Annotated in this window: 11 protein-coding genes; 9 read left to right on the plus strand and 2 right to left on the minus strand. The window is 71.1% G+C overall.

What is annotated here, in order from left to right; translation table 11 throughout:
* The first annotated feature begins 35 nt into the window (after window positions 1-35).
* The 3 genes from I5071_RS13450 (at window position 36) to I5071_RS13460 (ending at window position 2,064) form a co-directional block, all read left to right on the plus strand.
* The gene (locus I5071_RS13450) at window positions 36-1,163 is read left to right on the plus strand and encodes a CAP domain-containing protein (protein WP_236605841.1); all 1,128 of its coding nucleotides are present in this window, start codon (window positions 36-38) and stop codon (window positions 1,161-1,163) included.
* A 104-nt stretch (window positions 1,164-1,267) separates the two neighbouring features.
* Window positions 1,268-1,819, plus strand: coding sequence for a hypothetical protein (locus I5071_RS13455; protein ID WP_236605842.1), 552 nt, complete (start codon window positions 1,268-1,270; stop codon window positions 1,817-1,819).
* Window positions 1,816-2,064, plus strand: coding sequence for a hypothetical protein (locus I5071_RS13460; protein WP_236605843.1), 249 nt, complete (start codon window positions 1,816-1,818; stop codon window positions 2,062-2,064). The genes I5071_RS13455 and I5071_RS13460 overlap by 4 nt, the downstream gene beginning before the upstream one ends.
* Window positions 2,065-2,113: 49 nt before the next feature.
* Here the strand turns inward: I5071_RS13460 and I5071_RS13465 are convergent, their stop codons facing one another.
* A complete protein-coding gene (locus I5071_RS13465; protein WP_236605844.1) occupies window positions 2,114-2,629 on the minus strand; it encodes a redoxin domain-containing protein in 516 nt (171 codons plus the stop codon).
* A gap of 32 nt (window positions 2,630-2,661) precedes the next feature.
* Between I5071_RS13465 and I5071_RS13470 the strand changes: the two genes are divergently transcribed.
* Window positions 2,662-3,687, plus strand: coding sequence for an FHA domain-containing protein (locus I5071_RS13470; protein WP_236605845.1), 1,026 nt, complete (start codon window positions 2,662-2,664; stop codon window positions 3,685-3,687).
* 10 nt (window positions 3,688-3,697) lie between these two features.
* Window positions 3,698-4,462, plus strand: coding sequence for a crotonase/enoyl-CoA hydratase family protein (locus tag I5071_RS13475; RefSeq protein ID WP_236605846.1), 765 nt, complete (start codon window positions 3,698-3,700; stop codon window positions 4,460-4,462).
* Window position 4,463: 1 nt separating this feature from the next.
* Here I5071_RS13475 and I5071_RS13480 read toward each other — a convergent pair whose 3' ends face one another.
* The gene (locus tag I5071_RS13480) at window positions 4,464-5,321 is read right to left on the minus strand and encodes a hypothetical protein (protein WP_236605847.1); all 858 of its coding nucleotides are present in this window, start codon (window positions 5,319-5,321) and stop codon (window positions 4,464-4,466) included.
* Between the two features lie 219 nt (window positions 5,322-5,540).
* On the opposite strand from I5071_RS13480, the gene I5071_RS13485 reads away from it, so the two are divergent.
* The 4 genes from I5071_RS13485 to I5071_RS13500 all read left to right on the plus strand — a co-directional run bounded on the left by I5071_RS13485 (window position 5,541) and on the right by I5071_RS13500 (window position 12,148).
* On the plus strand, window positions 5,541-6,986 hold the full coding sequence (locus I5071_RS13485; RefSeq protein ID WP_236605848.1) for a protein kinase domain-containing protein: 1,446 nt from the start codon (window positions 5,541-5,543) through the stop codon (window positions 6,984-6,986).
* 140 nt (window positions 6,987-7,126) lie between these two features.
* Window positions 7,127-9,049: a serine/threonine-protein kinase gene (locus I5071_RS13490; protein ID WP_236605849.1), complete on the plus strand. Its 1,923-nt coding sequence runs from the start codon at window positions 7,127-7,129 to the stop codon at window positions 9,047-9,049.
* A gap of 56 nt (window positions 9,050-9,105) precedes the next feature.
* Window positions 9,106-11,781: a leucine--tRNA ligase gene (gene leuS / locus I5071_RS13495; protein WP_236605850.1), complete on the plus strand. Its 2,676-nt coding sequence runs from the start codon at window positions 9,106-9,108 to the stop codon at window positions 11,779-11,781.
* A 13-nt stretch (window positions 11,782-11,794) separates the two neighbouring features.
* Window positions 11,795-12,148 carry a type II toxin-antitoxin system PemK/MazF family toxin gene (locus I5071_RS13500; protein WP_419249652.1) on the plus strand — a complete coding sequence of 118 codons (354 nt, stop codon included), beginning with the start codon at window positions 11,795-11,797 and terminating at the stop codon, window positions 12,146-12,148.
* The last annotated feature ends 1 nt before the right edge of the window (window position 12,149 follow it).

The raw sequence follows: 12,149 nt of genomic DNA on the forward strand, positions 1-12,149 counted from the left end.
AGAAACACGGATATCCTGCGCGCTCGGAGGTCGACGTGACCCATCGACGCTCGGGCGCGCTCCTGCTCGCGATCGCCACGCTCCTCGGGTGCGACGGGACGCTCAGCGGAGGCGACCCACCGCGCGTCGAGCCCGACGTCGACGGCGGCCCAGGCCCTCGGACCGACGCGGCGACGGCGCGCGAGGACGGCGGCACGATCGTCGACACGGGCGTCGCGATGCCCGACGGCGGCACGCCCGATCCCTGTCTCACCGTGCGATGCGGCGCGAACGCGCGCTGCGAGCCGACCACCGGCACCTGCGTGTGCACCCCGGGCTTCCTCGACTCGGGCGGCGGGGTCTGCACCGCGATCCCCGCCGGTGATCCCGCCGGCCGCACTGCGACCGAGGTGTGCGACGCGTGGGCGGCAGGGCACGTCCAGAACGCGAGCGATCCCTGGAACGAGGTGCCCGGCGACTCGTGCGCGCCCGGCTCGCTCACGCGCGACGCGATCGACGACACGCTGCGCCGGGTGAACCTCTTCCGATGGATGGTCGGCCTCGCGCCGGTCACCGACGATCCCGCGCAGCACGCGAACGATCAGGCCTGCGCGGTGCTGATGACGCGCAATGGTCAGCTCGATCACGCGCCGCCGATGTCGTGGACCTGCTGGTCGATGGCGGGGGCGAACGGCGCGGGCTCGTCGAACCTCGCGCTCGGCGTGGGCTCTCCCGGCGACGCGATCGATCTCTACATGGACGACTCGGGCGTGCCGAGCCTCGGACATCGCCGATGGGTGCTGAACGGCCCGCTCGGGCGCGTCGGGGTCGGGTTCGCGGGCAACGCGCAGTGCCTCGGGGTGTTCGACGGCTCGGGCTCGAGCACGCGCGCGTGGACCTCGTGGCCGAGCCCCGGGCCGATCCCGCGCGAGGCGCTGCGCGGCGACTGGTCGTTCCACTCGAATTCGATCTCGATGCGCGCGGCCTCGGTGCGCGTGGTGCGGGTGAGCGACGGAGCCGAGCTCGAGGTGAGCGTCGATCACCCGGCCGATGGCTACGGACCGAGCACCGTCTCGTTCCGCCCGATGGGCTGGAGCCCGGCGGCCGGAGAGCGGTACCGGGTGACGATCGAGGGCATCGACGGCGGCTCGATCACCTACGAGGTCGCCCCCGTCGAGTGCTGATCACCGCGTGACACACGCGTTTCGTCGACCTTTCCTGCGGATGTAACACGCCGTGTGACGATTTTTTCTTGACGCGAATCACGGCGTGACACAGAACCTGGCTCGTGACCGCCGAGCGCGACGACGAGCCCACGACCTCCTCCGCCGATGCCGCGGACGAGCCCGCCGAGCGCGCGAAGAAGGAACGCGTGCTCCACACGCGGGTGCCCGCCGTGCTCGAGCAGGAGCTCAAGCGCCTGGCGACGAACCTCAAGATGCCGGTGTCGAACCTGGTGCGCGCGATCCTCGAGGACGCGCTCGATGCCGTCGATGCGGTCGGTCAGCGCGCCGAGGGCGAGCTCCACGGCATCGCAGAGCGCCTCCGCGTGCAGCGCGATGCGCTGCGCAGCACTGCGGTCGCGCGGCCCTCGCGCAGCGCGAACGGCGCCTCGACCGAAGGGCCGGCGTGCCCCGCGTCGAGCGTCTCGCTCGAGGGCGTGATCGGCTTCCAGTCGCTGGTGCTCGTCGCCGACTCGACCTGCACCGGGTGCGGCCGGACGCTGCGCAAGGGGACCAAGGCGTGCCGTGGGGTGCGCGAAGAGCCGGGCCCGAGGGTCCTCCTCGGGCCGGAGTGCGAGCTGCTGCCGAGCGGTCTCGCAGAGGAGGATGGAACATGACGAGCGAGAGCCAGGATCGCGACGCGACGATCGAGCAATGCGTGGGCAACGTGGTGCGCATCGGCCGCCTCTGGGCGGTCTACGGGCTCGAGGTCGGGCGCGCCGCGCTGCGGACGAGCGCCGAGACGCTGAGGACCACGTCGGAGCTCCTCGGGAACCTCGCGAAGCAGCTCGACGAGCAGCAGCCCGCGGCCGAGGCGCCCGCCACGACGGCGCCGGTGGCCACCACCGATCAGCCCGTCTGATTTCGCGAACGACCCGGCTCGCCCGCGCCGCGCGAGCGCTCCGGTGGAGTCAAAAACCCGCGAGCCAGACGCGGGCGCGCATTCCGAGCTCGGTGGTGTAGCCCACCTCGACGTGCCGGATGTCGCCCTCGCGGTCGACGTAGAAACTCGTCGGGAGCGCGCGCACGCCCCAGCGCTGCGCGAGCGTGCCCCGTGGATCGGCGACGATGCGCGTCGCGCCGAGCTCCGTCTCGGACTCGATCCACGCGCGCACCTCGTCGGGTGAGCCGGACGTCGTGGCGATCGCGATCACGTCGTGATCGCGCGCGATCGCTGCGACGTTCGGCTCCTCGGCGCGACACACGCCACACCAGCTCGCCATGAAGTGCACGATCACCGGGCGCTCGAGGTCCTCGAGCGAGACCGGCGTGCCCGCGAGATCACGCGCGTCGAGGGCGGGCGCAGGGCCGCTCGGCAGATCGCGCGTCTGCCACGCGCGGACCGCGACGAAGATCGCGATCACGACGAGCGCCTCGAGCATCCAACGACGCCATCGCGGCGCGCTCGGCTTCGCGGGGTCGCTCATGTCCGCTGGTATAGCCTGCTACGCTCGGTGCGGTGGACGACTCGCGCGGCTCTCGGATCGACGCGGTGCGCGGTGCGCCGAACGTCGGAACCGAGATGCGCATGGGTCGCGACGAGCCGCGACTTCCGAGCCACGCGCTCGCGAGCGCGTGGTCGTCGCTCGTGCCCGCGCTCTCGCTGATCGCGCCGAGCGATGCGCGCGCGGCGTATCGGCTCTTCTGGACGGGGCGCGGCGAGAACGGGTTCCGCGACTTCGCGCTGGCGCGCGATGCGCACCTGATCGTGGGCCGACACTCGGCGTGCGACGTGGTGCTCGCGGGCGACGCGGAGCTCTCGCTGCGGCACTTGTTGATCGTGCCGGCGCACGTCGAGGGCGGCGCGGGGCTGCGGCTCGTCGATCTGCAGGGCTCGATGCCGATGCACCTCGACGACGACTCGGCGCAGCGCTCGCTGCTCGCGCAGGGTCCGTTCGCGGTGCGGCTCGGGCGCTACGTGATCGGAGGCTTTCCGATCGGCGCGGGACAGCCCTCGCCGCCCCACGATCTGCCGCGCTCGGAGCGCGTCGATGCGTCGTCGATCGACGCGGCTTCGCAGGATGTGTCGGCGAGCGTCTCGCACGGGCACGGGCCCTATCGCGAGGCCGCGGTGGGTCGATCGCGCACCGTGATCACAGCGCTGCCGCGCCCGATCACGATGGTCGAGGAGATCGCGAGCGCGAGCGCCGCGCCGGATGCGGTGGGGCTGCTCGGCGCGGCACGTGACGGAGAGCGCGCGCGCATCACCGTGGGCCGTCGCGCGCTCGGCGCGGGTGTGCTCGTGGGTCGCGCCGACAAGTGCGACGCGGGGCTGAAGGCGCTGCTGACGATCCGTGTTTCGCGCGTGCACGCGGTCGTGATCGAGATCGACGGGCGCGTGATGCTCTACGACTGCGCGTCGACGAACGGGACGATGGTCGCGGGACGCCGGGTGCGCAGCGTCGAGCTCGACGGCGACGCGCCGGTGGTGCAGCTCGCGGGCAGCGACGGAGTCGAGCTGCGCTGGACCGCGCTGCATCGTTGAACGGAGGAGCGTGATGGTGCGCGTCGAGAAGGACGGGGAGATCACGATCGTCGTGATCGATCGTCGCGAGGCGAAGAACGCGGTCGATCGCATCACCGCGGAGGCCCTCGCCGATGCGTTCCGCGCGTTCGACGCCGACGAGAGCGCGCGCGTCGCGGTGCTCGCGGGGGATCACGGGACGTTCTGCGCGGGCGCGGATCTGAAGGCGTTCTCGCGCGGCACGCCGAATCGGATCGCGCCCGACGGCGACGGACCGATGGGGCCGTCGCGCATGCTGCTGCGCAAGCCGGTGGTCGCGGCGATCGCGGGGCACGCGGTCGCGGGTGGGCTCGAGCTCGCGCTCTGGTGCGATCTGCGCGTGGTCGAAGAGGACACGGTGATGGGCGTGTTCTGCCGTCGCTGGGGCGTGCCGCTGATCGACGGAGGCACGGTGCGCTTGCCGCGCATCGTGGGGCTCGGGCGCGCGCTCGATCTGATCCTCACCGGGCGCGCGGTCGACGCGCAGGAAGCGCTCGCGATGGGCCTCGCGAATCGGGTCGTCGCGAAGGGACGCGCGCGCGAGGAAGCGGTCGCGCTCGCGAAGCAGATCGCGAGCTTCCCGCAGACGTGCATGCGCGAGGATCGCCTCAGCGCGTACGAGCAGGACGGCATGTCGATCGACGCCGCGCTCGCGAACGAGCTGCAGCACGGGATGAGATCGCTGGCCGACCCCGAGATGATCGCCGCCGTGATGCGCTTCGTCGGAGGCGCAGGCCGCGGCGGCAAGCTGGAGTAGCTCAGGGAGGATCGCTGCGGAAGATCACCGCGCCGACGTCGTCGGCGATGCGCGGGAGCGGCACCACGCCGTACGCGTACCAGCGACCGAACTGCGCGACCTCGCCGGTGAAGCCGCCCGGGCTGCGCGCGAGACCGGCGTTCCGTGCGGCGGCGTCGGGGACGATCGTGTCGAGGTCCGCCGGCGTGCCGTGGTGGTGGAGCTGATCGCCGCGATAGAGGTAGACCCAGAGGATCAGGCCCTGGTTGATGTCGCTCGCCTGATCCGCCTGGAGCTGACGACCGAGGCGCTGCGCGGTGCGCCACAGCGGCGTGCCCGCGAGCACCGCGCCCACGATGCGCCCGTCGCGCATGCGCGCCGGCGCGACGTAGAGCACGGTCTGCGACGGCGGCTGATCGGGGATCAGCGCGGGGAACTGCTCGAGCTCGTAGCCCGACCATCCCTCTTCGAGCGCGCGTCGCACCATCGGGAACGCCTCGCGCGCGTCGAAGCCCGCCATCGGGTCGGGCTCGGCGTCGCGCGCGACCACGATCCCGTTCGCGTCGACCGCGGCGACGAACGAGATCGGCGAGATCATCAGCTCCTGGATCCCGCGCGGCGGCTGGCGCAGCAGATGGAGCGCGGTCCGCATCTCGCGCTCTCGGCGCTCGGGATCCTCGACCAGGAATCCAGGCGCGAGCTTCGTTCCCGCGACCTCCACGCCTCGCACGCCGCGCTGCAGGTCCTCGCGCACGATCTCCTGCACGCGTGGGGCGTGGGTCTGGATGATCTCGTGCTGCGCGTGCTGCGCGCCCTCTTCGCACGCGACCAGCGCGAGCGCGCCGACGAGGAGCGCGAGGAACGATGTGAGGCGATGCATGCGCCTCGGACGGTACACGATGCACGCTCGCGCGCGGAGGTGGGGTCAAGGACGGACGGAACGCGGCCATAGACGCCAAGAGAGGGGCACGACGTGGAACGAGCCATGACCGTGTACCGATCGACCGGCGGAACGACCGTCGTACGCGGGGTGGGTGCGATGGCGAGACCGCGTGATATCGTCACCCCCGTGTCCCGCAGCTCCGCGAGACCACCGTCGATGCCGCGGGTGGTGGACGGGAAGTTCCGCCTCATCGAGACCCTCGACGGTGGCACCGACACCGTTCGTTTCCTCGCCGAGCACACCGGCATCCGCCGCCAGGTCGAGCTGGAGACGCTCGCGCAAGGTGTCCCGTGGCCGGGGCCCGAAGCGGAGCGACTGCTGCGCGAGGCGCGCGCGATGGGCTCGGTGTCGCACGCCGCGATCCAGAGCGTCGTCGACTCGGGCACCGATCCCGAAGGTCGTCCTTACGTCGTCTACGAGGCGCTGCGCGGCACGCGCGTGTCGGAGCTGCTGACGCAGGCGCCGAGCGGCATCGGTGCGGTGCGCGCGGGGCGCATCGTGCTCGGCGCGCTCGAGGCGATCCGCGCGATGCATCGCGCCGGAGTCGTGGTGCGCGGGCTCGGCCCCGAGAACGTCGTGGTCCTCCCGGCGCGCGGAGACGACGACGAGCCGGTGAAGCTGCGCGCGCTCGAGCGCGCCGCGTTCCTCGCGGAGCCGGCGCCGCCCGGCGAGATCCCCTACACGCCGTGGATCGCGCCGGAGATCCGCCGTGGGAGCGCGGGGCTCGATCCGCGCTGCGACATCTACTCGGTGGGCATGATGCTCCGGCACCTGATCACCGGGCGCACCCAGTCGATGCATCCGGTGCCCGACACCGCGCGTCGCGCGATCGAGCGTGCGACCGCGGAGGATCCCGACGAGCGGTTCCCCGACGTCGACGTGCTGATGCAGGCGGTGTCGCTGCTCGTGCCGAGCGAGGGCCGCAGGCCGCGCGACGAGATGCCGACGCCGCAGGATCCGCTCGCCGCGGACCTGCACTGGCTGTCGATGCGCCGCACCACGCGCCACGGTCAGCGCACGGTCCCGGAGGGCGCGGCGAAGATCCACCTGCTGCCGGTGCTGCTCACGATCGAGGCGATCTACCGGAGGCTCGGCGAGGACGCGTGGTCGCAGCTCGCGGCCGAGGTGCCCGGCGTCGACGATCTGCTGCCGGGATCGGGCAACACCGAGCTGCACCTCGCGACGGGCGTCCCGATCGGGCTGTTCGCGCAGATCGTGAGCGCGGCGGACGCAATCGCGGGGCACGGTGATCTCTCGATGCTCACCGACATCACCGAGGCGGTCGCGCACCGCGGGCTTCGCAGGCTGCTGCCCGATCTGCCGAGCCCGATCGTCGTCGAAGCGCTGATCGATGGCTTCCCGTACGTCTGGTCGCGGATCACGCGCCAGGGGACGGCGATGGTCCTCGAGCGCGACATGCGCTCGGCGCGCCTCGCGGTGCGCGATCAGGCGCAGCCCTCGCTCGAGCTCTCGGGCTTCGTCGCAGGCGTCTTGCGCGCGGCGATCCGCCAGAGCGGCGTGCGCGAGTGCGACGTGACCCTGACGTCGTGCGAAGCGCTCGGCGACGCCCACGACGTGTTCCGCGTCGAGTGGAAGGCGTGAGGGCGTCACCCGAACGTGTGAGCGTCAGCTCGCCTCGGTGAGCCGTCGGAGGTCGCGCGAGACACGCGCGACGGAGCCCGGCCCACGAGGCCCTTTCACTTCCGGTTCACCGCGCCCGTGCGATACCCTCCACCCGGCGCGTGGACCTCGCGGGACGCACTCTCCTCGGCAAGTACCGCATCGACGGCCAGCTCGGTCAGGGCGGCATGGGCACGGTGTGGCGCGGCGCGCACGTCGTCACCGGGCGCAAGGTCGCGATCAAGGTGCTCGACGAGCGCTTCCTCTCGAACGTGAACGTCGTCCAGCGCTTCGGCCGCGAGGCGCGCGCCGCGAGCGCCATCCAGCACGAAGGGATCGTCGAGGTCCTCGACCTCGATCAGACCGAAGAAGGCCTGCCCTTCCTCGTGATGGAGTTCCTCGAGGGCGAGACGATCAGCTCGCGCATCGATCGCAAGAAGCGCCTCTCGCAGGACGAGGTCGTGCGCATCGGCGTGATGCTCCTCGAGGCGCTCGAGGCCGCGCACCAGCACGGCGTCGTCCATCGCGACCTCAAGCCCGACAACATCTACCTCGTGCCCGCGGGCCGTCGCGGCGAGATCGTGAAGATCCTCGACTTCGGCATCTCGCACAAAGACGACGAGGCGCAGGCCAAGCTCACGATGACGGGCTCGGTCCTCGGGACGCCGCACTACATGTCGCCCGAGCAGGCGATGGGCGAGACCACGCTCGATCGCCGCGTCGACGTCTACGGCGCGGGCGTCGTGCTCTACGAGTGCCTGGTCGGCGACGTGCCCTTCGACGCGCCCAACTACAACAAGCTGCTGCGCGTCATCCTCGACGAAGAGCCGGTGCCGCCGAGCAAGCGCGGCGCGATCGTCGACGAGCGCGTCGAGGCCGTGATCCTCCGCGCGATCGAGAAGGATCGCGACAAGCGCCCGCAGACCGCGCGCGAGCTGCTCGAGGAGCTGCGCGCCGCAGCGCGCCCTGCTTCGTCGCCGGCACCGCGACGCGCGGCGTCCGCGAGCTTCGCGAAGCCGAGCGACGTCCCCCGCACCCCGACGCCCACGCCGCGCCCCGCGCCCGCGACCTCGACCCTTCGACCGCGTGAGGCGCCGAGCTCGAGCTCGTTCGATCTCGCGGTCGGCGACGAGCTCGAGGGTCTCTCCCCGAAGCCGCGCGCGCCCGCGCGTCCGCCGCTGAGCCTCGAGAGCAAGAGCGGCAGCACGAGCCTCGGTGGGCTCGACGCGCTCGACGATCCGCTCTCGTCGGGCGCGCCCTCGCTCGAGATCGACGAGACCGCCCTTCCCTCGCGCTCTGGACAGCACCGCATCATCATCGAGCGCAACGCGAGCGATCGCAGCGGCACCGATCATCGCGTCGAGCGCACCGAGCCTCGCCCGATCGATCGCGCCGTCTCCAAGCGAGCGATCCCCGCGCAGCGCGAAGCACCGCGCGCCGGCGTGTCGTCGACGAGCACTCCGCGCATGGCCGCGACGCGCGCGAGCAGCGACGCGATCCCGCGCGCGATCCCGCCCGTCGCATCGACGCCGCCGATGCCGCGCTCCGATCCGCCCGCGCGCGCGCCGATCAGCACGCCGGTCTCGAAGGCGCCGCCCGCGACCGGCCTCGGGGGTCGCTGGAGCGAGCTCCCCGACGGGACCCGCCGCGCGATCGTGCTCGGCATCGTCGGCCTCGTGCTCTTCGTCGGGATCGTCACCGCGGTGCGCGTGATCGTGCGGCCCGGCGAGGGCGTCGATCGCGCCAGCACCGACGTCGCGACCGGCGATCCCGTGCTGCCCACGACGCCGGAGACCCCGGAAGCGCCCGGCGTGCGCGACTGGGTGCTGGTCGAGGTCGACGGAGTGCCGCCCGGCGCGCAGCTCCGCCTCGACGGCCTGCCCGGCGCGACGCTCCCGCTGCGCGTGCGTCGCGGCGGCACCCACGTGCTCGAGATCCGCGCGCCCGGCTACGAGGATCGACGGCTCGAGTTCACCGCGCAGGGCAACCAGCGCCTGCGCGCGGATCTGCGCCCCGCGATCGGCACGACCCAAGAGCTGCCCTAGTCACGCACGGCGCGCACTTTCCGGCGCCGCGATCCGCGTGCTAGTCGTTCGCTCCCATGTCGCGCGACGAACGTTACACGCCCGCCGAGATCGAGCCGAAGTGGCAGGCCTTCTGGGAGAAGGACCGCACCTTCGCGACCGACGAAGACCCGAACAAGCCCAAGGCGTACGTCCTCGACATGTTCCCGTACCCGTCGGGCTCGGGCCTGCACGTGGGACATCCCGAGGGCTACACCGCGACCGACATCGTCGCGCGTTACCTGCGCGCGAAGGGCACGGCGGTGCTGCACCCGATGGGCTGGGACGCGTTCGGTCTGCCCGCGGAGCAGCACGCGATCAAGACCGGCACGCACCCCGCCGAGACCACGCAGAAGAACATCGCGACGTTCAAGCGACAGCTGAAGTCGCTGGGCCTCTCGTACGACTGGGATCGTGAGATCGACACGACCGATCCCGAGTACGTGAAGTGGACGCAGTGGATCTTCCTGGAGCTCTTCGATCGCGGGCTCGCGTACCAGGCCGAGCTGCCGGTGAACTGGTGCCCCGCGCTCGGCACCGTGCTCGCGAACGAAGAGGTGAAGGACGGCCGCAGCGAGCGCGGCGGTCATCCCGTGTTCCGCGTCCCGCTGCGCCAGTGGATGCTGAAGATCACCGCGTACGCCGATCGGCTGCTCGAGGATCTCTCGCAGGTCACGTGGCCCGAGGGCACGCGCGTGATGCAGACCGAGTGGATCGGTCGCAGCGAGGGCGCGGAGGTCGACTTCGCAGTCGACGGGCACCCCGGCAAGAAGGTCGAGATCTTCACGACGCGGCCCGACACGCTGTTCGGCGCGACCTTCATGGTGCTCGCGCCCGAGCACCCGCTCGTCGCGCAGATCACGACGCGCGAGCACACCGTGCAGGTGCAGCAGTACGTCGAGCGCGCGAAGCGTCGCAGCGAGCGCGATCGCCGCGAGAACAAGGAGAAGACCGGCGTCGCGACCGGCGCGTACGCGATCAACCCGGTGAACGGGAAGACGATCCCGATCTGGATCGCCGACTACGTGCTCTGGGGCTACGGCACCGGCGCGATCATGGCCGTTCCCGGGCACGACGAGCGCGACTTCGAGTTCGCGAAGAGGCTCGGGCTGCCGATCGCACGCGTGGTGCGCGAGCCGGACGGCGATCCCAACGCGCCGCTGGAGAACGCGCTCGTCGGCGAAGGCATCGCGTGCCACTCCGGCCAGTACGATGGTTTGAGCACCAACGAATTCAAGACGCGCATCACCGCGGATCTCGAGCAACGCGGACAGGGCAAGAAGCGCGTCGAGTACAAGCTGCGCGACTGGATCTTCTCGCGTCAGCGCTACTGGGGCGAGCCGTTCCCGATCTACTTCCCGGTGGAGTGCGAGGGGGATCCGCGCACGCTGCCGAACGAGAAGGTGAAGATCGACTTCTCGCGGCCGATCGCGGTCTCGCGCGAAGAGCTGCCGGTGCGCCTGCCGGACCTCGAGGACTTCAAGCCGGGCGACGATCCCGCGGGTCCGCTCGCGCGCGCGAAGGACTGGCGCTTCTTCCAGAAGGACGGGAAGTGGTACGCGCGCGAGACCAACACGATGCCGCAGTGGGCGGGCTCGTGCTGGTACTACCTGCGCTTCATCGATCCGAAGAACCGCGAGCGCATCTTCGACGCCGAGAAGGTGACGCGCTGGCTGCCGGTCGACCTCTACGTGGGCGGCGCGGAGCACGCGGTGCTGCACCTGCTCTACGCGCGCTTCTGGCACAAGGTGCTCTTCGACGCGGGCCTGGTGCCGGTGGAGGAGCCGTTCACGAAGCTCGTGCACCAGGGCATGATCCTCGGTGAGATCGAGTACACGACGTACGTCGCGGCCGACGGCATGTACGTCAGTCGCGAGAACGTCAAAGAGCAGGAAGACCCGGTCGGCGGGACCGAGCACCTCGACAAGCGCAACGGCAGCGGCGTGCAGCCCGTCCGCGTGAAGGACGAGCAGGTCGAGAAGGTCGGCGGCCGCTTCGTGCTGATCGAGCACCCCACCATCGCGGTCGACGCGCGCGCCCACAAGATGAGCAAGTCGCGCGGCAACGTGATCAACCCCGATCACATCGTGCAGCAGTTCGGCGCGGACTCGCTGCGCCTCTACGAGATGTTCATGGGGCCGCTCGAGGCGACCAAGCCGTGGTCGACGAGCAGCATCACGGGCGTGAAGCGCTTCCTCGATCGCGTGTGGACGGTGTCCACGCGGACGCTGAGCGAGTCGGCTCCGAGCGAGGCGCTCGATCGCATGCTCCACAAGACGATCCGAAAGGTCGGCGAGGACATCGAGGGGCTGCGCTTCAACACCGCGATCAGCACGCTGATGGAGCTCACCAACGAGCTCTTCGCGATCGAGCAGCCGCCGAAGCGCGCGATCGAGGTGCTCGTGCAGCTGCTGCACCCGCTCGCGCCGCACATCGCGGAGGAGCTGTGGCAGGGCCTGGGTCACGGGCAGAGCGTGCAGCGCGCGGCGTGGCCGCAGTTCGATCCCGCGAAGTGCGTCGACGAGGAGATCGAAGTGCCCGTGCAGGTGAACGGGAAGGTCCGCGGGCGCGTGAAGGTCGCGGCCGACGCGAGCGCCGGCTCGGTGGTCGCGGCGGCGAAGGCCGACGAGGCCGTCGCGAAGTGGCTCGAGGGCAAGCAGATCGTGAAGGAGCAGTACGTCCCGGGACGCATCCTCACGATCGTCGTGAAGTGAGCGCCGGGGCGCGATCCAGAACGTGCGAATCGACCGCGGTGACGTGTTCTGGATCGCGCCCGACGACGCGAACGGCTACCCGCATCCGCACGTCGTGGTGCAGGACGACGTCTTCAATCACTCGCGCATCACGACCGTCGTGGTGTGCGCGCTGACGACGAACCTGCACCGCGCGAGCGAGCCGGGGAACGTGCTGCTCGACGTCGGCGAAGCGAGCCTGCCCAAGCAGAGCGTGGTCGTCGTCTCGCAGATCGCGTCGGTCGAGAAGGCGCGCTTGGGCGAGAAGATCGGAGCGCTGCCTTCGGCGCGCGTGGAGCAGATCCTCGCGGGCCTGCGGTTCCAGCAGGTGTCGTTCTTCGAGCGGTGAA

The sequence above is a fragment of the Sandaracinus amylolyticus genome, from assembly GCF_021631985.1.
Lineage (GTDB): Bacteria > Myxococcota_A > Polyangia > Polyangiales > Sandaracinaceae > Sandaracinus > Sandaracinus amylolyticus_A.

Excerpts from the sequence above, each read along its gene's own strand:
- I5071_RS13460 (WP_236605843.1), top strand. The coding sequence starts at position 1,816 with ATGACGAGCGAGAGCCAGGATCGCGACGCGACGATCGAGCAATGCGTG.
- I5071_RS13465 (WP_236605844.1), bottom strand. The coding sequence starts at position 2,629 with ATGAGCGACCCCGCGAAGCCGAGCGCGCCGCGATGGCGTCGTTGGATG.
- I5071_RS13480 (WP_236605847.1), bottom strand. The coding sequence starts at position 5,321 with ATGCATCGCCTCACATCGTTCCTCGCGCTCCTCGTCGGCGCGCTCGCG.
- I5071_RS13485 (WP_236605848.1), top strand. The coding sequence starts at position 5,541 with ATGCCGCGGGTGGTGGACGGGAAGTTCCGCCTCATCGAGACCCTCGAC.
- leuS (WP_236605850.1), top strand. The coding sequence starts at position 9,106 with ATGTCGCGCGACGAACGTTACACGCCCGCCGAGATCGAGCCGAAGTGG.